This window comes from Geodermatophilus sp. Leaf369, from assembly GCF_001424455.1.
Taxonomy (GTDB): Bacteria; Actinomycetota; Actinomycetes; order Mycobacteriales; family Geodermatophilaceae; genus Klenkia.
Genome location: NZ_LMQA01000001.1, coordinates 1,137,512 through 1,160,526, shown reverse-complemented (window position 1 = coordinate 1,160,526; position 23,015 = coordinate 1,137,512). Strand labels below are relative to the sequence as shown.

General features: G+C 75.2%; 21 protein-coding genes. 11 read left to right on the top strand and 10 right to left on the bottom strand.

The genetic code is table 11. The features are described from left to right. Positions 1 to 9 precede the first annotated feature (9 nt). Entirely contained in the window at positions 10 to 288 is a 279-nt protein-coding gene (locus ASG36_RS05750; protein ID WP_055760550.1) for a DUF4031 domain-containing protein, read from the top strand. Here ASG36_RS05750 and ASG36_RS05745 read toward each other — a convergent pair. Together ASG36_RS05745 and ASG36_RS05740 are read right to left on the bottom strand one after the other, a co-directional pair. After that, a complete protein-coding gene (locus ASG36_RS05745) occupies positions 257 to 877 on the bottom strand; it encodes a metal-dependent phosphohydrolase (RefSeq protein ID WP_235494618.1) in 621 nt (206 codons plus the stop codon). The two genes, ASG36_RS05750 and ASG36_RS05745, sit on opposite strands and share 32 nt — an antisense overlap. Next, entirely contained in the window at positions 874 to 2,151 is a 1,278-nt protein-coding gene (locus ASG36_RS05740) for an ArgE/DapE family deacylase (RefSeq protein ID WP_055760545.1), read from the bottom strand. The genes ASG36_RS05745 and ASG36_RS05740 overlap by 4 nt, the downstream gene beginning before the upstream one ends. Before the next feature lie 32 nt (positions 2,152 to 2,183). Here ASG36_RS05740 and ASG36_RS05735 point away from each other — a divergent pair, with 32 nt between their 5' ends. After that, positions 2,184 to 2,960: a phospholipid scramblase-related protein gene (locus ASG36_RS05735; protein WP_055762553.1), complete on the top strand. Its 777-nt coding sequence runs from the start codon at positions 2,184 to 2,186 to the stop codon at positions 2,958 to 2,960. Positions 2,961 to 3,156: 196 nt separating this feature from the next. On the opposite strand, the gene ASG36_RS05730 is transcribed toward ASG36_RS05735, so the two are convergent. Continuing rightward, the gene (locus ASG36_RS05730; protein WP_055760542.1) at positions 3,157 to 4,584 is read right to left on the bottom strand and encodes a glucose-6-phosphate dehydrogenase (NADP(+)); all 1,428 of its coding nucleotides are present in this window, start codon (positions 4,582 to 4,584) and stop codon (positions 3,157 to 3,159) included. Between the two features lie 156 nt (positions 4,585 to 4,740). Between ASG36_RS05730 and ASG36_RS22275 the strand changes: the two genes are divergently transcribed. The 5 genes from ASG36_RS22275 to ASG36_RS05710 all read left to right on the top strand — a co-directional run bounded on the left by ASG36_RS22275 (position 4,741) and on the right by ASG36_RS05710 (position 10,461). Next, positions 4,741 to 5,301, top strand: a complete 561-nt coding sequence (locus ASG36_RS22275; RefSeq protein WP_200944339.1) for a hypothetical protein — start codon at positions 4,741 to 4,743, stop codon at positions 5,299 to 5,301. Between the two features lie 82 nt (positions 5,302 to 5,383). Continuing rightward, positions 5,384 to 6,682: an MFS transporter gene (locus tag ASG36_RS05720; protein WP_082522803.1), complete on the top strand. Its 1,299-nt coding sequence runs from the start codon at positions 5,384 to 5,386 to the stop codon at positions 6,680 to 6,682. 110 nt (positions 6,683 to 6,792) lie between these two features. Next, on the top strand, positions 6,793 to 6,915 hold the full coding sequence (locus ASG36_RS22865; protein WP_255354605.1) for a hypothetical protein: 123 nt from the start codon (positions 6,793 to 6,795) through the stop codon (positions 6,913 to 6,915). 37 nt (positions 6,916 to 6,952) lie between these two features. Beyond that, entirely contained in the window at positions 6,953 to 9,862 is a 2,910-nt protein-coding gene (locus tag ASG36_RS22975; RefSeq protein ID WP_055762547.1) for a LuxR family transcriptional regulator, read from the top strand. Positions 9,863 to 9,888: 26 nt separating this feature from the next. Then, positions 9,889 to 10,461 (top strand): serine acetyltransferase, encoded by a 573-nt coding sequence (locus tag ASG36_RS05710; RefSeq protein ID WP_055760536.1) that lies wholly within the window; start codon positions 9,889 to 9,891, stop codon positions 10,459 to 10,461. A gap of 15 nt (positions 10,462 to 10,476) precedes the next feature. Here the strand turns inward: ASG36_RS05710 and ASG36_RS05705 are convergent, their stop codons facing one another. From ASG36_RS05705 to ASG36_RS05685, 5 genes are all read right to left on the bottom strand, one after another. Next, positions 10,477 to 12,246: a DEAD/DEAH box helicase gene (locus ASG36_RS05705; RefSeq protein WP_055760533.1), complete on the bottom strand. Its 1,770-nt coding sequence runs from the start codon at positions 12,244 to 12,246 to the stop codon at positions 10,477 to 10,479. 216 nt (positions 12,247 to 12,462) lie between these two features. After that, the gene (locus ASG36_RS05700; protein ID WP_055760530.1) at positions 12,463 to 14,016 is read right to left on the bottom strand and encodes a hypothetical protein; all 1,554 of its coding nucleotides are present in this window, start codon (positions 14,014 to 14,016) and stop codon (positions 12,463 to 12,465) included. Positions 14,017 to 14,053: 37 nt separating this feature from the next. Continuing rightward, on the bottom strand, positions 14,054 to 15,739 hold the full coding sequence (locus ASG36_RS05695) for a DNA repair helicase XPB (RefSeq protein WP_055760527.1): 1,686 nt from the start codon (positions 15,737 to 15,739) through the stop codon (positions 14,054 to 14,056). Between the two features lie 64 nt (positions 15,740 to 15,803). Further along, positions 15,804 to 17,087 carry a cyclopropane-fatty-acyl-phospholipid synthase family protein gene (locus ASG36_RS05690; RefSeq protein WP_055760524.1) on the bottom strand — a complete coding sequence of 428 codons (1,284 nt, stop codon included), beginning with the start codon at positions 17,085 to 17,087 and terminating at the stop codon, positions 15,804 to 15,806. Between the two features lie 73 nt (positions 17,088 to 17,160). Next, positions 17,161 to 19,422, bottom strand: a complete 2,262-nt coding sequence (locus ASG36_RS05685) for a helicase C-terminal domain-containing protein (RefSeq protein WP_055760520.1) — start codon at positions 19,420 to 19,422, stop codon at positions 17,161 to 17,163. Positions 19,423 to 19,466: 44 nt separating this feature from the next. Between ASG36_RS05685 and ASG36_RS05680 the strand changes: the two genes are divergently transcribed. Continuing rightward, entirely contained in the window at positions 19,467 to 19,964 is a 498-nt protein-coding gene (locus ASG36_RS05680; protein ID WP_055762545.1) for a hypothetical protein, read from the top strand. Continuing rightward, entirely contained in the window at positions 19,961 to 20,383 is a 423-nt protein-coding gene (locus ASG36_RS05675; protein WP_055760517.1) for a hypothetical protein, read from the top strand. Before ASG36_RS05680 ends, ASG36_RS05675 begins: the two co-directional genes overlap by 4 nt. A gap of 95 nt (positions 20,384 to 20,478) precedes the next feature. Here ASG36_RS05675 and ASG36_RS05670 read toward each other — a convergent pair whose 3' ends face one another. Next, positions 20,479 to 21,021, bottom strand: coding sequence for a dihydrofolate reductase family protein (locus ASG36_RS05670; RefSeq protein ID WP_200944338.1), 543 nt, complete (start codon positions 21,019 to 21,021; stop codon positions 20,479 to 20,481). Positions 21,022 to 21,134: 113 nt separating this feature from the next. On the opposite strand from ASG36_RS05670, the gene ASG36_RS05665 reads away from it, so the two are divergent. After that, positions 21,135 to 21,380, top strand: a complete 246-nt coding sequence (locus tag ASG36_RS05665; protein ID WP_055760511.1) for a hypothetical protein — start codon at positions 21,135 to 21,137, stop codon at positions 21,378 to 21,380. A gap of 1 nt (position 21,381) precedes the next feature. Here the strand turns inward: ASG36_RS05665 and ASG36_RS05660 are convergent, their stop codons facing one another. Then, positions 21,382 to 22,605 (bottom strand): MFS transporter, encoded by a 1,224-nt coding sequence (locus ASG36_RS05660; RefSeq protein WP_235494616.1) that lies wholly within the window; start codon positions 22,603 to 22,605, stop codon positions 21,382 to 21,384. Between the two features lie 61 nt (positions 22,606 to 22,666). On the opposite strand from ASG36_RS05660, the gene ASG36_RS05655 reads away from it, so the two are divergent. After that, positions 22,667 to 23,014: a DoxX family protein gene (locus ASG36_RS05655; RefSeq protein ID WP_055760505.1), complete on the top strand. Its 348-nt coding sequence runs from the start codon at positions 22,667 to 22,669 to the stop codon at positions 23,012 to 23,014. The last annotated feature ends 1 nt before the right edge of the window (position 23,015 follow it).

Below are 23,015 nucleotides of genomic sequence, written 5' to 3'. Positions count from 1 at the left end.
CTCCCACCCGTGGCGCTGCTGATCGACACCCCCGTGTGGCCCTGGCGGGGGCGGCTGTGGTCGCACCTGGTCAGCGACACCGACTACGACGAGCTGCACGCCTTCGTCGAGGCCGAGCTGGGCATCCCGCGGCGGGCCTTCCAGGGCGACCACTACGACGTGCCCGAGGAGCTGCACGCCACCGCGGTGGCCGCCGGCGCGGAGTCGGTGTCCTGCCGCGAGCTGCTGGCCCGGCTGCTCGCCGCCGGGTTGCGGGTCAGGAAGCCGCGCGCGAGCGCAGCAGGGTGAGCTCGGCGGTCAGGTTCGCCCGGGCCGGCCCGGTCCACAGCGCGGCGGTCCGGGGCAGGCGGTAGAGCGCCGGCAGCGCGAGCAGCTGCTCCAGGACGGCGGTGCGCCCGGCGGTGAACGTCTCGTCGTCCAGGTGGCCGTACTCCTCGCGCACCGCCGAGGCGTAGGCCGCGTAGCTCGCCGGCGGGCCGGCCAGCACGGCGAGGTCGGCGTCGCACAGGACGGCGCCGTTCGCGTCGTCCTCGGCCGGGTCGTGGGTGGTGGTCAGCAGGACCAGCCGCACCACCTCCGCGACGACGTCGTCGGGCACCAGCCCGAGCAGCCCGATCCGCGCCCGCTGGGCACTGACCTGCTCGTTGTCGCTGCGCTGCGGGTCGTAGGCGACGTCGTGGTACCAGGCGGCCAGGGCCACCGCGGTGGGGTCCGCGGCATCCGCGGCGAGCTCGTCGACCAGGCCCAGCACGGCGGCCAGGTGGGTGAGCGAGTGGTAGGCACGGTGCGGCTCGGACCAGGCGCCGACGACCGCGGCCCACTCGGTGCGGGAGGTCTCGGACTCCCCGGCCAGTGCCGCCCAGTCCTCGAAGGTCACGCCCACGAGTGCACCCCGCACTGCCGCAGCGCCGTCAGGGCGAGCACCCGGGCCACGTGCACGACGTCGTCCACCGGCACCTGTTCCTGGGGGGCGTGGGCCAGGGCGAGGTCGCCGGGGCCGTAGTGCAGGGTCGGGATGCCGGCGGCTGCGTAGAGCCGCAGGTCGGTGCCGGCGGGCAGCGCCCGTTCGACCGGACGCGCCCGACCGGCGTCCTCGGCGGCCCGGGTGACCGCCGGCAGGAGCGCGGACCCCTGGGCGAGCTGGCCGCTGGCGAAGCTGCCGCCGACCCACTCCACCCGCACCGGGTGCTCGGCCAGCCAGCCGTGCCCGGCGCAGAACCGGGCCAGGTGCGCCTCGAAGACGGTGCGTGCGGTCTCCACCGGCTCGCCGACCCGCACCCCGTACCGGCCCTCGGCCACCAGCCGGTCGGGCACGGTGGAGGACCAGTCGCCGGCGTGCACGGTGCCGACCGAGATGCCGTACGGCAGCCGGGTGCCCAGGAACCTGTCGACGTCGTCCTGCCGGCCGGCCTCCAGCTCGCGCAGCGCGGCGTGCACCAGACCGAACAGCTCCACCGCACTGACCCCGGCGTCCCGCATCGCGCCGTGCGCGGCCAGCCCGGTGACGGTCAGCCGGAAGGTGAGCGCGCCGGCGCTGGCGGTCATCACCGCACCGGCGGTCGGCTCGGGGATCACACAGGCGGCGCCGCGGTGCCCACGGTTCAGGGCCGCCCACGCGCCGAGCCCGCCGTCCTCCTCGCCCACCACGCTGTGCACGGCGAGGGGGCGGACCAGCTGGACCCCCGCGGTGTGCACCGCGCGGGCGGCGGCCAGCGCGGCCACCAGGCCGCCCTTCATGTCGCAGGTCCCGCGACCGTGCAGCACGCCGTCGACCAGTCGCGGTGCGAACGGGTCGCCCGACCACAGCGCCGGGTCACCGGCCGGGACGACGTCGGTGTGCCCGCACAGCACCAGGCCGGGTTCGCCGTCCTCGTGCCCGGGCAGCGTGCCCACCACGCCCCACGCCTCGTCGCGGACCACCTCCTGGCCGGGGGCGTCCTCCGCGGTCGCCGCGGCGACCAGGTCCAGCGGCCAGCAGTCGACGTCCGCGCCCTGGGCCGCGAGCCACCCGGCCACCAGGTGCTGCGCCTCGGACTCCGCCGCACTGCCACCGACCGAGGGGACGGCGACCAGCTCCCGCAGCCTGTCGAGCAGCCACACCTCGTCCAGGGCGTCGAGCACCCGCGTCTCCGCCTCGCTGAGCCTGCTCACGGGGACCAGTCTGGCGCACTACGGTGCACGCCATGTCCTCTCCGCCGCCCCCGCCGGGCTGGTACCCCGACCCGTCCGGCACCCCCGGGAACCGCTGGTGGGACGGGCAGCGGTGGACCGAGCACGTGCAGCAGGCGCAGCCAGCGCCGGTGCAGGTGCAGCAGGCCCCGCCGCAGCCCCAGCCGGGCCAGTACGGCGGCCCGCCGCCCCGGTCGGTGCTGTTCGAGCAGCCCACGCTGGTGGTGAACCAGAAGACCAAGCTGATCGAGCTGACCAACGAGTACGCCGTCTACGACGCGAACGGCCAGCAGCTGGGCGCCGTCGTCCAGGTCGGGCAGAGCACCGCCCGCAAGGCGCTGCGGTTCGTCTCCCAGCTCGACCAGTACCTGACGCACCGGCTGGAGGTGCGCGACGCGAACGGGGTGGTGCTGAACCTGGTGCGCCCGGCCAAGCTGGTGAAGTCCCGGGTGGAGGTGACCCGGGCCGACGGGTCGCCGGTCGGGGAGATCGTGCAGGCCAACGTCTTCGGCAAGATCCGCTTCGACCTGGTGGTGCAGGGTCAGCTGGCCGGGGCGATCCAGGCGGAGAACTGGCGGGCGTGGGACTTCTCGATCTCCGACCACTCCGGCCAGGAGGTCGCCCGGATCACCAAGAAGTGGGAGGGCTTCGCGCGCACGGTGTTCACCACGGCGGACAACTACGTCGTCCAGGTGCACCGCCGGCTGGAGGACCCGCTGGCCAGCCTCGTGGTGGCGGCCGCACTGACCGTGGACACCGCCCTCAAGCAGGACGAGCGCGGCTTCAACTGACGCCGGGAGGCGTACCGTTCACGGGGTCCGGGCCGGGCGACCTGTGTCCCCGGGCTCCACTGGATAACTGCCGCTGGGGAATACCGCTCTCACGAGGCTGGAGCCCCAGATGCGCAACTCGCCGCGAGGCGACCAGCGTCCGGCTCGGACCTGAACGACGACGAAGGCCCCCTCCCGCGCGGGAGGGGGCCTTCGGTCACTCGTCGGTCTGGCCCAGCAGCCAGCCGCACGGGGCGGCCAGGTCGTTGGCCGCCGTCGGACCCCAGGAGCCGGGCTCGTAGGGCTGCACCTCGGGCCGGTCCTTGAGCAGCGGCTCGACCGAGGCCCACGCCTTGGACAGCCCGGCGCTGGTGGTGAACAGCGACCGGTCACCGGTGACCACGTCGTGGATCAGCGAGACGTAGGGCGGCAACGGGGTGCCGCCCTCGATGTCGGCGAGGTCCAGCGACGTGGTGGCCTGGGTGAGCTCCAGCGACGGGCCGGGCTTCTTCGCCACGAACTGCAGGTCCAGTGAGCCGGCCCCCGACAGCGACAGCGAGACGACGTTGCCGTGCCCGGGCACCTGGGTGACCGGGCCGTCGGGCTTGCGCAGCAGCAGGGAGACCCGCTGCTGGGACTCGGCGAGCTTCTTGCCGGTGCGCAGCAGGAAGGGCACGCCGTGCCAGCGGTCGGTGTCCACCCACAGGCGGGCGGCGACGAAGGTGTCGGTGGTCGAGTCGTCGGGGACGCCCTCGATGTCGGTGTAGCCCTCGAACTGCCCGAGGACGACGTCCTCCTTGGCCAGCGGCCGGAACGCGGCGAGCACGGACTCGCGGGCGTCCTGCAGGGACTCCGGGGACAGGTCGACCGGGGGCTCCATGGCGACCTCGGCCGCGACCTGGAACAGGTGGGTGACCAGCATGTCCAGGGTGGCGCCGGTGGCGTCGTAGAACTCGGCGCGCTGGCTGACGTCGAGGGTCTCCGGGACGTCGATCTGCACCTGCTGCACGTGCTCGCGGTCCCAGACGTGCTCGAACAGCCCGTTGGCGAAGCGCAGGACGTGCAGGTCCTGGGTGCCCTCCTTGCCCAGGAAGTGGTCGATCCGGAAGACCTGCTCCTCGTCGAGCACCGAGAGCACCAGCTCGTCGAGCTCGCGGAAGGACTGCGGGTCGGTGCCGTAGGGCTTCTCGTAGACCACCCGCGAGCCCTCGGTCAGGCCGTGCTCCTGCAGGCCCTTCGTCAGCTTCTCGAACGCGGTCGGGGGGACGGCCAGGTAGTGCACGTGCTGGGGGTCCCCGCCCATCTCGGCCTTGGTGTCCTCCAGGACGTCGAGCAGGCTGCCGGGGTCGGTCTCGTCGAAGCCGCCGCCGGCGAAGCGCAGGTTCTTCGAGAACTCCTCCCACGGGCCCTCCTCGGGCTGCGGGCCGAACTCGGTGAGCGCGTCCTTGACCCGACCCTGGAAGTCCTCGTGGGACACGTCGCCGCGGCCGTTGCCGACCAGCCGCCACTCCGACGGCAGCAGGCCGTACTGGGCGAGCTGGAAGAACGCCGGCAGCACCATGCGGCGGGCGAGGTCACCGGTGGCGCCGTAGAGCACGAAGATGGTGGGGGGAAGGTCGCTGTCGGTCGTCCCGTTCTCGGGCACGGTGCTCCTCTCGCAGGGGTGCGCCACCGGGTCCGCCCGGCGTCGCCAGCCCGTGCCATGCCCGTACCCACCTGCGGCTACGCCTGCCCGGCTGCATGAGACGGCTCTCATCGTCTCCTCATGCGGACCTCGTGGTCCGTGGGCAGCATCCTGCCCATGACCTCACGCCGACTGCTCCTCGCCCTCCCCGCCGCCGCCGGCCTCGTCGTCCTCTCCGCCTGCGGTTCCGACGACGTCCAGGGCGCCGCCGAGGCGGGCGCCAGCAGCGTCTCCTCCGCCGCCTCCTCCGCCGGGTCTGCCGCCTCCTCCGCTGCGTCCTCGGCCACCTCCTCCGGCTCGTCCTCCGGGGGCAGCAGTGCCGCCGCCGAGATCGACTTCGAGGACCAGTCCGGGGGTGGCGACGTCGCCACGGTCGCCCGGGTCAGTGCGCCCGAGGCCGGCTTCGTGGTCGTGACCGTGGACGACGACGACCGCAGCGACGACGGCGCCGTCCTCGGCTCCACCGCGGTGGACGCCGGCACCTCCACCGACGTACAGGTCCCGCTCGACCCGCCGCTGTACGGCGACGCCGACCTCGAGGCGACCCTGTTCGCCGACACCGACGGCGACGGCAGCTTCGACGCCTCGGTCGACCAGCCGGTCGCCGAGCCCGAGGACAGCGACGACGGCGACGACACCGACGTGGTCGACGACGGCGCGGAGTACGCCGTCAACTGACCCTGTGCCCTGCCGGTGGGCGCGCTGAGTCCTGGGTCACTACCCTCGCCCGAGACCCAGCCGCCCACCGACGGGAGTCCCCGTGGCCAGCACCGTGCAGCAGCAGGGCACCGAGACCGAGCAGCACAAGCTGCCGATCAAGACACTGGTCTCGGCCAGCATCGGCAACGCCGTGGAGTGGTTCGACTGGACCGTCTACGCCACCTTCGTCGTCTACTTCGCCGGGCAGTTCTTCCCGGCCGAGAACGAGGCGCTGGCGCTGATCGGGGCCACCTCCACCTACGCCCTGGCCTTCTTCTTCCGCCCGCTGGGCGGGTACGTGCTGGGCCGCTTCGCCGACCTCAAGGGCCGCAAGGCCGGCATGCTCGTGACGATCCTGCTGATGGCCGGCGGGTCGCTGGTGATCGCCGTCCTGCCCACCTACGAGCAGGTCGGCTGGTTCGCGCCGATCCTGCTGCTGCTCGCCCGGATCGCCCAGGGCATGAGCCTGGGCGGTGAGGTCTCCAACGCCTCGGCCTACCTGGCCGAGATCGCCCCGCCATCGCGCCGCGGCCGCTACTCGGCGTTCTTCTACGTCTCCACCGGCACCGCGCTGCTGCTGGCCTCGCTGCTGGGCGTGCTGCTCACCAGCGTGCTGACCGACGACCAGCTGCAGGCCTACGGCTGGCGGATCGCCTTCGGCATCGGCGGCGTGCTCGGCTTCGTGGGCATGTACCTGCGGCGCTCGCTGGTCGAGACCGACCAGTTCGAGGAGAACGCGGAGAAGGCCCGGGCCACCAAGAACCCGCTCATGCAGACCATCAAGCACCACCCGCGGGCCGTCGTGCAGCTGTGCGCGTTCACGCTGCTCTCGACCCTGAGCTACTACACGTTCTTCTCCGCGCTCACCCCGTTCGCGATCAACTTCCGGGGCGCCGACGGCAACGAGGTCTTCATCGCCCTCTCGATCGGCACCGCGATCTTCGTCGCGCTCTGCTACCCGTTCGGCGCGCTGTCGGACCGGATCGGGCGCAAGCCGCAGATGCTCTTCTGGTCCGGGGCGATGGCGGTGCTGATCATCCCGCTGTCGTTCCTGGTCCAGGACGACCTGTTCTCCCTCATCGTCGTCTTCTCGGTGGGCCTGACGCTCTACGCGATGATGGCCTCGCTGGCCCCGGCGGTGATGAGCGAGCTGTTCCCGACCGAGCTGCGGGCCACCGGGATCGGCTCCTGGTACAACCTCACGGTCGCGCTCTTCGGGGGCACCGCGCCGCTGGTGATCACCGCGCTGTCCGGGGCCGGGCACCCGGTGTTCTTCTTCGTCTACGTCGCGGTCGCCGCGGCCGTGGCCTTCGGCGTCATCCTCACCCTGAAGGAGACCAGGGGCACCGAGCTGCGCTGAGGCCCCTCAGGGCCGGACCGGCCGGCGGACGACGTGACCGCCCCCTGCCGGCCGGCCCCCCTCAGGGCGAGCGTCCTCGTCATCGCACCCGATGACAGAGGAGGACACCCGTGGACGCCGTCTGGGGACCCGGAGCCGAGGCCGAACTGGCCTACCGCCGTGAGCAGCTGAGCCTGGCCCGGGGGGTGGGACGGCAGCCCGCCCTGCCGCGGTGGCCGTTCCGCCGGCGCTGACCCGGACGTGTCGGAGGGGCGTGCCACGATCGGTCACGTGCCGCAGTGGGTGGAGGGTCCGCTGGTCGGGCGGGCCGAGGAGCTGGCCCGACTGACCGGGCACGTCGCACGGGCCCGGGCAGGTCGGCCCTCGGCGGTGCTGCTGGCCGGGGACGCCGGGGTCGGCAAGAGCCGGTTGCTCGGGGAGCTGGCCACCGTGGCCCGGACCGCGGGCCTGCGGGTGCTGACCGGCCACTGTCTGGACCTCGGCGACGTCGGCCTGCCCTACCTCCCCTTCGTCGACCTGCTCCGCCCGCTGCGCGAGGAGCCGCCCCCGGCCGCACGCCGCCCGGCGGTCGCCCCGCTCCTGGGCGGACCCGCGGCGTCCGCGGCCGACGAGGACGCCCGGCTCCAGCTCTTCGAGGGGGTGGCCGCGCTGCTGGGGGAACTCGCCACGGAGCAGCCCCTGCTGCTGGTGCTGGAGGACCTGCACTGGGCCGACCGGTCCAGCCGTGACCTGCTGCGCTACCTGCTCACCCGGCTGGTCGAGGAGCCGGTGCTGCTGGTGGCCAGCTACCGCAGCGACGACCTGCACCGTCGGCACCCGCTGCGTCCGGTCCTGGCCGAGCTCGTCCGGCTGCCCGGGGTCGAGCGGGTGGACCTCGCCCCGCTCCCCGACGTCGAGGTGGCAGCCCTGGTGCGGGCCGCGGCGGCCGGCGACGGCGGGGTCGACGAGCAGGTGGTGGCCGACGTGGTCGCCCGGGCGGAGGGCAACGCGTTCTACGCCGAGGAGCTGCTGGCGGCCGGGGCGGGCGGCGCGCAGCTGCCGGCCGGGCTCACCGAGGTGCTGCTGACCCGGGTCGAGGAGCTGGGGGCCGACGCCCAGCAGCTCCTGCGGGTCACCGCGGTCGCCGGCCGCCGGGTGCGGCACGACCTGCTGGCCGCGGTCGCCGGGCTGCCCGGCCGGGAGCTCGACGCCGCCCTCACCGAGACGGTGCAGCGACACCTGCTGGTGGTCGACCCCGACGGCAGCTTCCGGTTCCGGCACGCGCTGCTCCGCGAGGCGGTGCTGGCCGACCTGCTGCCGGGGGAGCGCACCCGGGTGCACGCCGCCGTCGCCGCCCGGTTGCGGGTCGACGGCACGGGGACCGCGGCCGAGCTCGCCCACCACGCCCGGGAGAGCAACGACCTGCCGGCCGCGTTCACCGCCGCCCGGCAGGCGGCCGAGGAGGCCCGCGCGGTCGGTGCGCCCGCCGAGGCGCTGCAGCACCTGGAGGCGGCGCTCACCCTGTGGCCGGCGGTGCCCGACCTGCACGCGGGCGTCCCGGACGGCGAGGTCGGTCTGCTGTTGTCGGCCGCGGCCGCCGCGCGGGCGGCCGGTGAGCTGCACCGCGGGGTGGCGCTGCTGCGCGCGGCCCGGGACGCGGTGTCCGAGACCGCCGACCCCCGACTGGCCGCCCGGGTGCTCTCCACCCTGGCCCAGGCGCTCACCCGGGTCGACGACCTGGCCGGCGCGGTGGTCGCCAGCAGCCGGGCGATGGAGCTGGTGCCCGCCGAGCCGGTGACCCCCGAGCGGGTCTGGGCGGCCGCCACCCGGGCGCGCACCGCCTGGGCGACCGGCGGTGCCGACGCCGAGGCCCAGGCGGTGGCCCGGGAGGCGCTGGCCGGCGCCGAGCAGCTGGGCCTGGAGGACGCGTGGTCCGACGTGGTCATCTCGCTGGCCCGGATGACCGAGAGCGGCGACCCGGTGGCCCGCACCGCCGCGCTCACCGACGCACTGGAGCGCGCCCGGCGTGCCGGGGACGTCGACGTCGAGCTGCGCGCCGCCTACAACCTGTCCAGCATCGCCTACGAGGACGGCGACCTGGGGGCCGCTGCGGGCTGGATCGACCCGGCGGTGGCCCGCAGCGTCGCGCTCGGGGTGGAGTGGAGCTTCTACGCCGCCGAGCTGCGCTTCCTGCAGGTCCTGGTGCGGCTGGCGCGCGGTGACTGGGCCGGCGCCCAGGCCACCGCCGAGGAGCTCGCCCGGGTCCCCGACACCGCCGCCCACGTCCGGGTGGCCGGGCTGCACGTGGCCGTGGCGCGCGGCGCCGAGGGGGTGCGCGAACAGGTCGACCGGGCCGCGGCCACCGCCGACCGGCTGGGGCACGCCACGCTGCTGCTGACCGCGGGGAGCGCCGCGATCGAGCTGGCGGTCTGGGGACAGGACGCCTCGGCCGCGGTGGCCGTCGCCGAGCGCACCGTCCGCCGGCTGCGGGAGATCTGGCCGCTGGACTTCCTGGTCGCCGTCCGGCTGGTGGCCGTGGCGCTGGGGCCGGTCGCCGACGCCGCTGTGGTGGCCCGGGAGGCGCGGGACGCCGACACCGCGGCCCGGTGGGTGGCGGCCGGCCAGCGGCTGGTCGCCCAGGCCCGGGACGCCCAGGCGCTGTTCGCCGAGCACCTCGGGGAGATCTCCCGGGAGGGTCGAGCGTGGGGGCTGCGGCTGGACGCCGAGCTGGGCCGGCTGCTCGGCGCGGCCGACCCCGCGGCCTGGGCCGCCGCCGGCGCCGCCTTCGGCGACGAGCAGGTCTACGAGCTGGCCCGCTGCCGGTGGCGGGAGGCCGAGGCGCTGCTCGCGGCCGGGGACCGCACGTCGGCGGCCACGGTGCTGCGGGCTGCCCACGACGCGGCCGTCGCGCTCGGGGCCGCCCCGCTGCAGGCCCGGCTGGCGGCCCTCGCCCGGCGGGGCCGGCTGGACGCCGGGATCCCCGGGGCGCGCCCGGTCGACCCCGCCGCGGTGTTCACCCCGCGGGAGGCCGAGGTGCTCGGGCTGGTGGCCCAGGGCCGCACCAACCGGGAGATCGGTGCGCAGCTGTTCATCAGCGAGAAGACGGCCTCGGTGCACCTGTCCCGGGTGCTCGCCAAGCTCGGCGTCTCCGGGCGCACCGAGGCGGTCGCGGTCGCCGCAGCCCGCGGCCTGCTGCCCTGAGGCCCCCCGGGGGTGATCATGGACCGATGACGTCCCGGTCGGCGGTGTGGGCCGGCACCCTCGCCTCGGCGCCGCTGTGGGCGGTGGTGCAGCGTGCCGAGGCCGGTCCGTACCTGCGCCGGGACGCCGACCGGTTCGCCGAGTGCCTGCGCCGTCCGGACGTGGCCGCGTTGTCGCCCCGGGCCCGGTTCGGCTGGCTGGTGGCCCGGCACCCGGAGTTCCGCTCGCTGGTGCACTTCCGGCTCACGCCGCTGCCCTGGGCCCTGCGCGCCCTGCTCAGGGCCCTGTGGCGGCCGCTGCCCACGCTGCACCTGAACGCCGCGGTCATCGGGCCCGGGCTGTTCATCGAGCACGGGTTCGCCACCACCCTCACCGCAGCCACGGTGGGGGAGGACTGCTGGGTCAACCAGCAGGTCACCGTGGGCCACACCGGCCGCGGTCAACCCGTGATCGGCGACCGGGTGCGCATCGGGGCCGGCGCCGTCGTCGTCGGGCCGGTGCACGTGGGCGACGACGCGGTGATCGGCGCCAACGCCACCGTCGTCCGCGACGTCCCCGCCGGCGCCGTCATGCTCGCCCCCGAGGCGGTCCGGCGCTGAGCGCGGCGACCGGGGTCAGAGCATCGTGCGCAGGCGCTCCCGGCGCATGCGCAGCACATCCACCGACGCCGAGGCCGACGGCGGGCCGGGGACGGACTGGCGCAGCTGGGTGTGCACCACCGCGTGCGGGGTGGACGTCTTGGCCGAGACGCGGGAGACCAGCCGGTTGATCTCCCGGCGGAGGTCCGCTGCGTCCCGCCAGCCGGCGGCCTCCTCCTCGGGGGGCTCGTCGACGAGCATGAAGTCCTCGGCGTCCCCGGCCCGGTGGCTGGCCGCGATGCGCAGCCGCAGGTCGTCGTCCCGCTTGGAGAGCAGCTCGGCGGTCTGCTCGGGGGTGAGCAGGCCCGGGATGCCGATGAAGTCCTCGGCGTCGCCGTCGACCAGCGCCGGGCGGTTGCCGGCGCCGGTGTGCGCGGTGCCCCCGTGCAGCACGTGCGCGAAGCGGGCGTCGGCCTCCAGGGCCTCCCACTTCTGCAGCTCGCCCTCGCGGGGCTCGCGCTCGGGCAGGTCCAGGGCCTCGAGGTCCTCGTCCTCCACCCGCTTGGGCGGGGGCATGACGTGGTTGCGCTCGGTCTCCATCGCCGCGGCCAGCGCCAGCAGCGGCCGGACGGCGGGCAGGAACACCGTCGCGGACTCCCGCGGGTCCCGGGCCCGGACCACGCGCCCGACGGCCTGGGCGAAGAACAGCGGGGTCCGGTAGGAGGTCATCCAGGCCAGGACGGCGGCCCGCGGGATGTCCACGCCCTCGGACACCATCCGCACGCAGACGGCGATCCGGGCCGAGCCGGTGGCGAACCGCTCGATCTTCTTCGACGCCTTGGGGTCGTCGGAGAGGATCAGCTCCGGCGCCTTGCCGGTGATCCGGCGGACGATCTTGGCGTAGGCGCGGGCGTCGTCCTGGTCCGAGGCCAGCACCAGGCCGGCGGCGTCGGGGATGCCGTGCTCGCGGAGGTGGGTGATCCGCTCGTCCATCGCGGCGATGACGTGCGGCACCCACTGACCCTTGGGGTCGAGCACCGTGCGCCAGGCGGCCATCTCCACGCTCTTGGTGCCGGCCTCGGTGAGCGAGGCGGCGACCACCTCGCCGGCGGAGTTCCGCCAGCGTGCGGTGCCGGTGTAGGCGGCGAACACCACCGGCCGGACGACGCTGTCGGCCAGCGCCTCCTTGTAGCCGTAGGTGTAGTCCGCCCGGGAGGCCAGCCCGACGCCGCGCTCGCCGTCGTCGGCCTCGAACACGTCCTCCTCGTAGCGCACGAAGGGGATCCGCTCGTCGGCCTTGGTGCGGAACGGGGTCCCGGTCAGGCAGACCCGGCGGCGGGCGCTGCCGAAGGCCTCGGCGACCGCCTCGCCCCAGGACAGGCCGTCCCCGGCGTGGTGGATCTCGTCCAGGATCACCAGCGTCTTCACCGAGGTGGAGCGGGCGGCGTGCAGCATCGGCTTGCCGGCGACCTGGGCGTAGGTGGTCACGTAGCCCGAGGTGCCGGCCCGGACCGGACCGACGGCGTTGGTCAGGCCGGGGTCCAGCACGATGCCCGCCCGGTCGGCGGCGTCGGCCCACTGCAGGCGCAGGTGGTCGGTCGGGGCGACGACGACGACGCGGGCGATCTCGCGGCGCTGGAGCAGCCGGGAGGCCAGCGTCAGGGCGAAGGTGGTCTTCCCGGCACCGGGGGTCGCGGTGACCAGGAAGTCCTTCGGCGACTCGGTCTCGTAGCGCTCGAGGGCCTCCTGCTGCCAGGCGCGGAGGGGGCGTGCGCCGGCGGCGTAGACGGGTGCGGGGGAGGCCATGACGCCGTCCACTATGCCCAGCGACGAGAGGACACGCCCAGGCCGGGTTGCTCTTCGCGTCCCGCTCGTCGTCATGTAGTGACCGCCGCCCCGGCGTGCTGACCTGCTCGTTCGCCGGGGGCGATCGAACGGGTGTGGGCCACGTCTCGCCGGCGGGGAGCGTCACCTGCTACCGATGGCCTCGATGGAGCCCGGAGGTACGGCGTCGCCTCGCGCTCATCGTGGCCGTGGCCCGGGTTCGTCGTGCCCGGGCTCGTCGTCCCCGGGGTCGTCGTCGGCCCACCGGTCCTCCGGGAGGAGGGGCGGGACGGCGAGCGCGGCGTGCAGACCGGAGCGGTCCAGGGCCTCAGTCCGACCGGCCGGCAACAGCAGGCGGCCGTCGGGCAGGGCGAGGACCGTGGTGTCGCCGAGTGCGGAGCCGCCCCGGACGCGCAGGTCTGCACCCGCACCTGCGGCGAAAGCGGCCGCGGTGCCCACCGGCAACGGCGTCACCAGCGGCACGGCCGTCGCGGTCCCGTCGCTGCGGACCAGCACCACCAGCGGCGCACCGGTCGGGTTGGCGGTCAGCACCCCCGCCGCGGGCACGGCCGGCACGACGGCGGCCCGGTGGACGGCGACCGCCTGCCGCCAGGTGGCAAGCGCGCGCGGCAGCGCCCACGCAGTGGCCCCGCCGGACAGCAACAGACCCCCGACGACCAGCGCGGTGGAGCCGCTGATGGCCGATGCCAGCGCCACCCCGGCCCCGAGGCCCGTCACCGGCGTCCACAGGGTCTGAGCGACGCGGACGGGCACCCCGGGCACCTGCGCACCGTCCGGCCGGCGTGTGGACTCCCACCCGTCGGGCGGGACGCGGCGCAGCCCGTGGGGCGACAACCGGCGGGCCACGTCGGAGGGACTCTCCCCGGGCCCGGCGGCTAGGTCGGCGCCCCCCAGCTCCCGCAGGTCCACCCGGAGTGCCTCCCAGGGCACCGGACCTGGGGCAGCGGGGCCCCGGCGGACAGCGCGACGCCCCACGTGCACCAGCGCGGGCAGGGCGACCACACCGCCGACCAGGACGACCCCGAGGGTGTTGTAGAAGGGGTCGACCGCCTCGCCGACGAAGGGCGGCCCGACCGCCCAGACCGTCACCCGGCTGCCGACGGGCGGGTCGTCGCAGTCGACCTCGGCGCTGTCATCGCCGCCGCCGGGGGCGGGCCAGCGCACCTGGCACAACCCGGGGCTGCTGCCCGGGGCGGAGACGGTGGCCTGCACCGTCTCGCCGCTCGCCACCAGCCAGCCCCAAGCCGCGAACCACAGGCCGACCACCGCCAGCAGCCCGACCGCCCACCGGCGCACCCCCCACCCCGTGGGGCGCAGCGCCGGGAGGCCGTCCCGGGCGTCGGAGGCAAGGGCCGTAGCCACGGTGGGGACGTCGCGGGTCCGCAGACGCAGAGTCGCCGTCCGGCCGTCGGGCAGCGCCAGGTGCAGCAGGCCCTCGTCGTCGACGTCCTGCCAGCGCCGCGGTGTGGCGTCCGGGGTGTGCGCGAGCACGACGGCGCCGGTCAGCACGACCGGAGGGTCGACCGGGCCGCCGGTCCACCGCACCCCTGAGCCGGCCAGCTGGAGACGGCCCCGCCGCGGGCGGGCACCGCCGACACCCAGTCGGCCGGGGCACCGCACCGCCCCGCCGGCCTGGTGCCGGCGGTGCCGCGACCGTCCGATCGCGTCACGGGCCACCAGCACGGCACCGCCGACCAGCATGCTGCCGACCACGTGCCAGACGTACTCCACGGCAGTGCTCTCGGCAGTCGCCTCTGCCGGGTGGACCTCAGTCGGTGGACTCGTCGACCCAGTCGGGGCCGTTGACCTCGCCGCGGCCGGCGAGGTCGGCGGCGTCGACGATCGTGTACGCGTAGCCCTGTTCGGCGAGGAAGCGCTGGCGGTGTGCGGAGTACTCGCTGTCCAGGGTGTCCCGGCTGACCACGGTGTAGAAGTGCGCCGTCCGGCCGTCGGCCTTGGGGCGCAGCACCCGGCCCAGCCGCTGGGCCTCCTCCTGCCGTGAGCCGAAGGTCCCCGACACCTGGACGGCGACGGCTGCCTCGGGCAGGTCGATGGAGAAGTTCGCGACCTTGGAGACGACGAGGGTCTTGATCTCACCCGTGCGGAACGCCGCGAACAGCCGCTCCCGCTCCTTGTTGGTCGTCGAGCCCTGGATCACCGGGGCGTCCAGGGCGACACCGAGCTCCTCGAGCTGCTCGAGGTAGGCGCCGATGACCAGCTTCTGCTCGTCGGGGTGTCGCTCCAGGATGCGGCGGATGACCGGCATCTTGGACTGCGCGGTCGCCGCGATCTTGTACCGCTCCTCGGGCTCGGCGACCGCGTAGGTCATCCGCTCCTCGTCGTCCAGGGAGACCCGCACCTCGATGCACTCGGCCGGGGCGATGTAGCCCTGGGCCTCGATGTCGCGCCACGGGGCGTCGTACCGCTTGGGCCCGATGAGGGAGAACACGTCGTCCTCCCGGCCGTCCTCGCGCACCAGCGTGGCGGTGAGGCCGAGCCGGCGGCGGGACTGGAGGTCGGCGGTCAGCCGGAAGATCGGCGCGGGGAGCAGGTGCACCTCGTCGTAGACGATCAGGCCCCAGTCCTGGGCGTCGAAGAGGTCCAGGTGCCGGTACTCGCCCTTCCGGCGGGTGGTGATCACCTGGTAGGTCGCGATGGTGACGGGGCGGATCTCCTTGCGCTCCCCGGAGTACTCGCCGATCTCGTCCTCGGTCAGCGAGGTGCGGGCGATGAGCTCACGCTTCCACTGCCGGCCGGCGACCGTGTTGGTCACCAGGATCAGCGTCGTGGCCTTCGCCTCGGCCATGGCCGCGGCGCCGACCAGGGTCTTCCCGGCCCCACAGGGCAGGACGACGACGCCCGAACCGCCGGCCCAGAACCCGTCGACGGCCTCCTGCTGGTAGTCGCGCAGGTGCCAGTCGGCCTGGTCGAGCTCGATCGGGTGCGCCTGCCCGTCGACGTAGCCGGCGAGGTCCTCGGCCGGCCAGCCGATCTTGAGCAGCGCCTGCTTGAGCCGGCCGCGCTCGGAGGGGTTCACCACGAAGGTGTCCTCGTCGATGCGGGAGGACAGCATCGGGGCGACCTTCTTGCTGCGCGAGACCTCGGTGAGCACTGCGCGGTCGGTCGTGGTGAGGACCAGGCCGTGCACCGGGTTCGTGGACAGCGTGAGGCGGCCGTAGCGGTCCATCGTGTCGGCGACGTCGACCAGCAGCGCGTGCGGCACCGGGTAACGGCTGAACCGCACCAGGGCGTCGACCACCTGCTCGGCGTCGTGCCCCGCGGCGCGCGCGTTCCACAGCGCCAGGGGGGTCACCCGGTAGGTGTGCACGTGCTCGGGGGAGCGCTCCAGCTCCGCGAACGGGGCGATCGCGGCCCGGCACTCCTTGGACCGGGGGTGGTCGACCTCCAGCAGCAGGGTCTTGTCGGACTGGACGATCAGGGGTCCGTCGGTCACAGGTGTCCTTCGGTCAGGAGCAGGTCCTCCACGGTAACCACGCGCACGCCCCCGGGCTTCCGGGTCAGACCCAGTCGGTCCGGCGCAGCGGGGGCTGCTCGCCGCCGGGCTTGACCGCCAGCACCTGGTCCACGCCCATCGCGCCGCTCTCGAAGGCCAGCGCGCAGGCGGCCATGTAGAGCCGCCACACCCGGGCGCGGCCCTCGGTGGTGGTCGCGACGGCGGCGTCCCAGTTCTCCTCCAGCCGCTGGACCCAGGCGCGCAGGGTGAGCGCGTAGTGCCGGCGCAGCGCCTCGACGTCGACGACCTCGAGGCCACCGGCCTCCACGGCGCCGACCATCTCGCCCAGCCCCAGCAGCTCCCCGTCGGGGAAGACGTAGCGGGCGATGAAGGTGTCCTCGCTCCAGGACGCCTCACCGGCGTTCCAGGCGATGGCGTGGTTGAGCAGCCGACCGCCCGGGCGCAGCAGACCCGACAGCTGGGCGACGTACTCCGGCAGCCGGGCCCGGCCCACGTGCTCGGCCATCCCGATCGAGCTGATCGCGTCGTAGGGGCCGTCGGCGGTCTCCCGGTAGTCCTGCACCCGGATCTCGATCCTGTCGGTCAGGCCGGCCTCGGCCACCCGCTTGCGGGCCAGCGTGGCCTGCTCCTCGGAGATGGTGATGCCGACGACGGTCGCGCCGTACCGGCCGGCGGCGTGGATCGCCATTGAGCCCCAGCCGCAGCCGACGTCCAGCAACCGGGAGTCCTCGGTCAGCCCGAGCTTGCGGCAGACCAGGTCGAGCTTGGCCTCCTGCGCTGCGTCCAGGCCGACGTCGGGGGAGTCCCAGACGGCGCAGGAGTAGACCATCGAGTCGCCGAGCACGAGCTCGTAGAAGTCGTTGCCGACGTCGTAGTGGTGCGCGATCGCGGCGGCGTCGCGGCGGCGGGAGTGCCGCAGCCCGTGCCCGCCCAGGTCGGCCTCCTCGGCCGGCGGCGCGGGGTCCGGGCCGATCGCCCCGAGGCTCGCGGTGGTGCGCACCAGGGTCAGCCGGTCGGCCAGCGTGGGCGGGCGCATCGGGCCGGTCTCGGACAGCTTGCCGACGGAGCTGAGCGCGGAGAAGGTGTCGAAGACGTCGTCCTCGATGTCGATCTCGCCGCTGACGTAGGCCCGGCCGAGGCCGAGCTGGCCCGGGGACCACAGCAGCCGGCGCAGCGCCCGGCGGTCGCGGACGGCTAGCACCGGTGCGTCGGGCGGGCCGGCGATCGAGCCGTCCCAGCCGCGCAGGCGGACGGGGAGCTCCGCGCTGCCCAGGACGGTGCCGAGCACCGTGGTGAGTCGGTCTGCGACGGTCGTGCGCTGGGCCATGCCGGTGTCCTTCGTCCTGACGCCCTGCTGGTTGCAGGGACCAACGACCTCGACAAGGCGTCCGGGGGTCAGCTCATTCCGGCCCGTCGGCGAGCGTGACCGAGGTGATCCGGTGCACCGCGAACGTCCGGCTCTCCCCGCGGCCCTCGTCCCAGCCCTGCAGGAACCCCCCGACCAGCGACGCCGGGCGGACCAGCCGCTGGCTGCCGGTGCCCTGCGCGTCGACGTAGCCCAGCTGGACCGACAGCTGCTCGCGGACCGCCCGGGACAGCAGCTCCAACGTGCTGGCCGTCGTCACGCCCGGGACCTGCCTCGCGGGGTCGGTGCGCCGGGCGGCCAGTGCGGCGTCGCCGGCCCGGATCTCCCGCACGGTGGCCTCGACGTCCCCCGCTGCCAGCGGCCGCGGGCCGGTCGGACCGGCCGTGCTGCCCGGTCGCCGTCCGGCGGCCCGGGGCTTGGCGGGCGGCCGGGTGAGGACGGCGCCCCCGGCGGACTCCCCGGCCGGGGCGTAGCCGCAGGACCGCAGCACCGAGAGCACCTCGTCGGCCGCCAGCCCGCTGACCAGCACGCCCGGGGCCAGCCGGCGGAGCTCGGCTCCGGCGGTGCGCCGGTCGGACAGCACCTGGGACAGCAGCCCGTGGTCGTCGCTGCGCACGTAGGACTCGATCGCCCCGACCCGGAGCCGGCCGTGCTGGCGGGCCACGTCGTCGACCAGGAAGTCCAGTGCCTGCGGCACCGGGGTGCGGGAGGCGCGGGCGAAGAAGTCGTGCAGCTCGGCCGCGGACCACCCGCCGTCCAGGGCGCGCCGGATGCTGGCGTCGCTGACCCGGAAGACCGTGGCCCCGCCGGAGGACTCCACGTCGGCGACCGCACCGAGGGTCTGGGCGAGCTCGGCGACCAGGGGGCCGGGGGCGACCAGGGACAGGTCGGGCTGGGCCAGCACGTGGTCCACCGGGTCGGGCAGCAGGCCGCGCATGCCGTCGCTGGCGCCGTCCTCGCCGTCGGCCAGCACGCCCCGTCCCCCGCGGGACAGCACCCCGCCGACCACGATGCCCAGCCGGCCGGCCTCGGCGAGCAGCGCGGGCACCGGGGCGAGCCGGTCGGCCCGCCGGGGGGTGCGCCAGCGCAGCACCGACACCAGGTCGTCGGGGGCCAGGCCCCGGCCGGGCGGGTGCTCGGCGAGGGCGACGAGCGCCGAGCGGCGGATCGCCGGGGCGGTCTGCCGGACGACGTCGGGGGACAGCACGTTCACCGCCTTGCCGGCGAGGTCGCGCTGCCCGACCAGGGCGATGAGCCGGGTGGAGTCCAGCCAGCCCGCGGCGAGCACCGACCAGCGGTCGGGCAGGTCGAGCTCGCGCCAGGTGTCGTAGGCCCGGGTGGGCAGCCACTCGTCGCGCTGGGCGCCGCCGACGTCCAGCAGCCCGGCGGCGTGCGCGAGCTCCACGTAGAAGGCGGCCTCGGGCTCGCCCACGCCCAGCAGCTTGGCCAGCCGCTTGTGGTCGCGCACGCTCATCCCGCCGCTGCGCAGCAGCCCGGCCGGCTCCTCCTCCAGGGCGACCAGCAGCTCGCCGACCCGGCCGATGACCTCCATCGCGGCACCGGCGGACTGCCGGTCGACCACGGCGGGGTCGCGCTGGACCTCGGTGACGTCCGGGCGCACCCGGGCCGGGCCGAAGGGCCGGTCCCCGCGCAGCGCGAGGCCGATCTCCCGGGGCAGCTCGACGTTGACCGCGTCCACCCGGGCGAGCAGCCCGCGGCGCAGCAGGCGTCGGGCGGGGGAGTCGGTGGCCGGTCCGCGGTCGTCGGGCAGGTGCCCCACGGGACGGTCCCCGGCGAGGCGCTCGAGCACCGCCCGCTCGTCGTCGTCGAGCTCGGCGAGGACCTCGGCGACGTCGGCCGGGGGAGGGACCCGCAGGTCGGCCCCCCGTCGGCCCAGGCCCGCGGGGTGCCGGACGGCGCGGCGCACCGGCTCGGGGGCGTGCAGGTCGTCGTCCCCCCAGAGCAGCGCGCGGGTGGTGAGGGTCGTCAGCGCCGCCTCGACGGTGGCGGCCGGGACGGCGGGGAGCGCCGCGGCGATGTCGGCGCGGGCCACCCCGTCGGTGGCGGCCAGCAGCACGACGTCGAGCACCTGCAGGGTCGAGGCGTCCAGGTCGTCCAGCGCCCGGTCGACCGACACCGGGACGGCGAGCCGGGTGGCCAGGCCCACCACGTCGGCCGGCGCCGGGCGGGCCACGTCGGGCCGGACGGCGAGGAGCGCGCCCAGATGCTCGTCGGAGCGGGTGCGCAGCCAGGCGGCGAGCGTGGCTGGTCGGTCTGGCTCCGCGGCTCTGGACATCGGGACGACGCTACGTGCCGGTCGGGGTGGCAGCATCGTCGAGCGTGCCGAGTGCCCTGGACCACCCGCAGACCCGCACCGACCTGGCCGCGACCCGGGCCGGGGCGCTGCGCTGGATCGGCGGCGGCGCGGTCGCCCTGGTGCTGGCCGTGCTGCTGGGCGTCGCGACCACCCGGGTGACCGAGGACGGCGGGCAGCGCGTCCCGTTCGCCGGTCTGCTCGTCGTCGCGCTGGTGCTGCTGGGGGTGGCCGGTCTGGTCGCCGGGGTCGGCTCGTGGCTGCGGGTGCGGGCCTGGACCCGGGCGCTGGGCGAGACCGGGTGGCGCACCGGCCGGCTGCGGATCGCCGGGCCCGCGCTGATGCGGATCAGCCCCGACGACAGCGCCGAGGACGTCGACCTGCGGCTGCTGTCCACCGCGACCTGGCGCACCCGGGCCGTGCAGCGCCTGGACGGCGGGGAGGTCCGCTTCGCCCCGGTCTCCCCGGGCCGCTGGGTGCTCACCGCCGACGGCACGGGCACCCTGTACGGGGCCAAGTCGTGAGCTGGTTCCGGCGCGGCCCCCGCCCGCCGCTGGAGCTGCCCGAGCTGTCCCCGCCGTGGCAGACCTGGGCCGCCCGGCTGCGCGACGCCCTCGTCGTCGTGGAGACGCACGGCTCCGACGCCTGGCTGGTGTTCTCCGCCGACCCGCACGTGGGGGTCGCCCGGCTCGGCGACGGGTTCGCCGTGTCCTCGGGGAAGGTGCCCGTGCCCCCGGAGCACCTGCGGTTCTTCCCGCCGTCCGCCGGTGCCTGGCAGTCCCCGCACGACCTGACCACCGCCGAGGCCGCGCACGCCTGCGCCGCGCTGCTCTCCTACGTCCTCCCCGACCCCTCGGGGGTGACCGTGGCCTTCGAGACCACCGACGCACCGCTGGACCCGGCCACCGCCGACGCCGTCCGACGCTCCCTCACCGCCCGCTGACCCCCTCCCGGGCGTCGATCAGCTCCGACGACCGGCGTGCGTCCTCCTCCACCGACGTCGGTGGCTCAGGACGCACGCAGGTGGCTGAGGACCGGTCAGCGGCGCACCCGGAAGCGCAGCATCGTCACCGGGCCCGACGTCTGGACCTCGACGGGCTCCAGGTCGACCCGGCCCAGCGCCGAGGTGGAGAACCGGACGCCGTCACCCAGCAGGACCGGCAGCACGTAGACGAGCACCTCGTCGACCAGCCCCTGCTGCAGGCACTGGCTGGCCAGGTCGGCGCCCAGGACCTCGAGGGCCTTCCCGCCGGCGGCGGCACGAGCGGTGGCGACGGCGTCCGCGAGCGCGCCGGTCAGGAAGGTGACGCCGGGGTGGGCGCCCTCGGGCGGGCGGTGGGTGAGCACGAAGACCGGGCCGCCGTCGTACTCGGTGTCCTCGGGCGCCATCGCACAGCTCACGTCGTGGGTGCGCCGCCCGATCAGCATCGCGCCGGTCCGTGCCTCCACCTCCGGGAACCGGTCCTCGTGCATGAACCGGATCGCCCAGCTCATGTCGTCGCCGGGGCCGGCGATGAAGCCGTCCACCGAGACCGACCGGTTGACCACGACCGCGCCGAGACCTGCCTGCGTTGTGCTCACGTCGAGCAGACTCCGCCCGCTCGGCGGACTCATCGGTGCCTCGGCGCGCGACGGTCGAACAGCGCGAGACCGGCTGGACTCGGTACGGTGGCCCACCGAGCAGAGGAGCTCCCGTGGCGTGGTTGGTCTGGTCCGTCGCAGGCGTCCTGGTGCTGGCGCTGGCGACCTCGTGGTGGTTCGACCGGGACGCCCGGCGGCGGGGCGCGAACCCCCGGTCGGCGGCCGGGATGGCGTCCTCCGCCCGGTCGCACCGCTGGGAGACCGTCCGGCGGGAGAGCCAGATGGTGCAGGGCGGCGCCACCCCGGGCACCGCGGACGCGCACGCCGCCACGTGGAAGGGCAAGCAGGAACCGCGCTGAGTCAGCTCTCGTCGGCGTGCGCCACGTGCCGCAGCGGACGCCAGATGGCGACGACGAACACCGACGACCCCACGAACGCGAACCAGAACGGCGCGGTCACCCCGTAGCGCTGGGCCAGCACCCCGCCCAGCAGCGAGCCGATGACCAGCCCACCGGTCGTGCCCACCATGTTCACGCTGCCCACCCGGCCCTGCAGGTGTCGCGGCACGGCGCGCTGCCGGATGGTGATCGAGGTCGTCCCCCAGACGAAGGCGTGCACGCCGAAGACGAAGAACACCGGCATCGCCACCCACGGGCTGCGGGTGAGCGCCAGCGCGAGGTGGGTCAGGGTCTCGATGACCAGCCCGACGCGCAGCAGGTCGCTGAGGCTCACCCGCTTGGTGATCCAGCCGTAGGCCGTCGTCCCCAGCAGGCCGCCGGCGGCGATCACGGTGGTCACCAGGCCGTAGCCGATCTCGCCGAGGTCCAGCCGTTGCGTGGCGTAGAGGACCAGCACCGCCCAGGCCGCGCCGAAGGTCAGGTTGAAGACGAAGATCGTGATCACCAGCGTCCGGACGGCGGGGTGGTGCCGCACCCAGCGGGCGCCCTCCGCGATGTCGGCGCGCAGCCGGGCGGGGCGGTCGGTGTCCCGGCCCGTGACGGGCAGCGAGATGCGCGAGACCAGAACCGCAGCCAGTGCCACCAGCACCGCGGTCGCGCCGAACGCCCAGGCCGCGCCCACGGTGAACAGCGCCGCGCCCACCGGCGGACCGGCCAGCTGGTTCATCGTGATCAGCCCGGTCTGCACCCGGGCGTTGCCGACCGCGAGGTCGTCGCGCACCACCAGCGTGGGCAGCAGGGTCGAGGTCGCGTTGTCGGCGAACACCTCGGCCGTGCCCAGCAGGAACAGCGCCCCGAGGACGGCGGCGATCGGCACCGCGGTGGTCGCCAGCGCGGCGGTCAGCACTGCCAGGACGACGACCCGCACCCCGTTCACCGCGACCACCAGCAGCCGCCGGTCCACACGGTCGGTGACCGCCCCGGCGAACAGGCCGAAGAGCATCGGCGGCAGCCACTGCACGGTCGCGGCCAACGACACCAGGAACGCGTCCCGGGTCAGCGCGGCGACCAGCAGCGGACCGGCGGCCAGCGCGATCCCGTCGCCCAGGTTCGACGTCCACGACGACGCCAGCAGCCAGCGGAAGCTGCGACCCAGCCGCGCCGGCGCCACGGCTTCGCTGATCACCCCCACGAGGAGTGGACCCTAGGCCCGTCACCCCTCCGCCCGACCTGCCCCGGGAGTCCCCGTGTTCATCGCCACCGTCGCCGTCAGCGTCCTGCTGTCCCTCGCCCTGCTCGCCTCCGCCGTCGGCAAGCTGACCAAGAACCCCGGCGCCACGGCGGCGGTCACCGGCGTGGGGGTGCCGGCCGAGCGGATCCCGGTGCTCGCCGCCCTGGAGATCGCCGGTGCGGCCGGCCTGCTCGTCGGCCTGGCCTGGGCTCCGCTGGGCATCGCCGCCGCGGTCGGCGTCGTCCTCTACTTCCTGGGTGCGGTCGTCGCCCACCTGCGCGTCAAGGACGGCGGGTACGGCCCGGCCGCCGGGCTGCTCGTGTTCGCTGTCGTCGCGCTGGTGCTGCGCAGCCTCACCGCCTGAC

What these genes read in the sequence shown, in the direction of transcription:
- ASG36_RS22275 (WP_200944339.1), top strand. Translation starts at nt 4,741, where the DNA reads ATGACCTCACGCCGACTGCTCCTCGCCCTCCCCGCCGCCGCCGGCCTC.
- ASG36_RS05690 (WP_055760524.1), bottom strand. Translation starts at nt 17,087, where the DNA reads ATGGCCCAGCGCACGACCGTCGCAGACCGACTCACCACGGTGCTCGGC.
- ASG36_RS05685 (WP_055760520.1), bottom strand. Translation starts at nt 19,422, where the DNA reads ATGTCCAGAGCCGCGGAGCCAGACCGACCAGCCACGCTCGCCGCCTGG.
- ASG36_RS05705 (WP_055760533.1), bottom strand. Translation starts at nt 12,246, where the DNA reads ATGGCCTCCCCCGCACCCGTCTACGCCGCCGGCGCACGCCCCCTCCGC.
- ASG36_RS05735 (WP_055762553.1), top strand. Translation starts at nt 2,184, where the DNA reads ATGTCCTCTCCGCCGCCCCCGCCGGGCTGGTACCCCGACCCGTCCGGC.
- ASG36_RS05710 (WP_055760536.1), top strand. Translation starts at nt 9,889, where the DNA reads ATGACGTCCCGGTCGGCGGTGTGGGCCGGCACCCTCGCCTCGGCGCCG.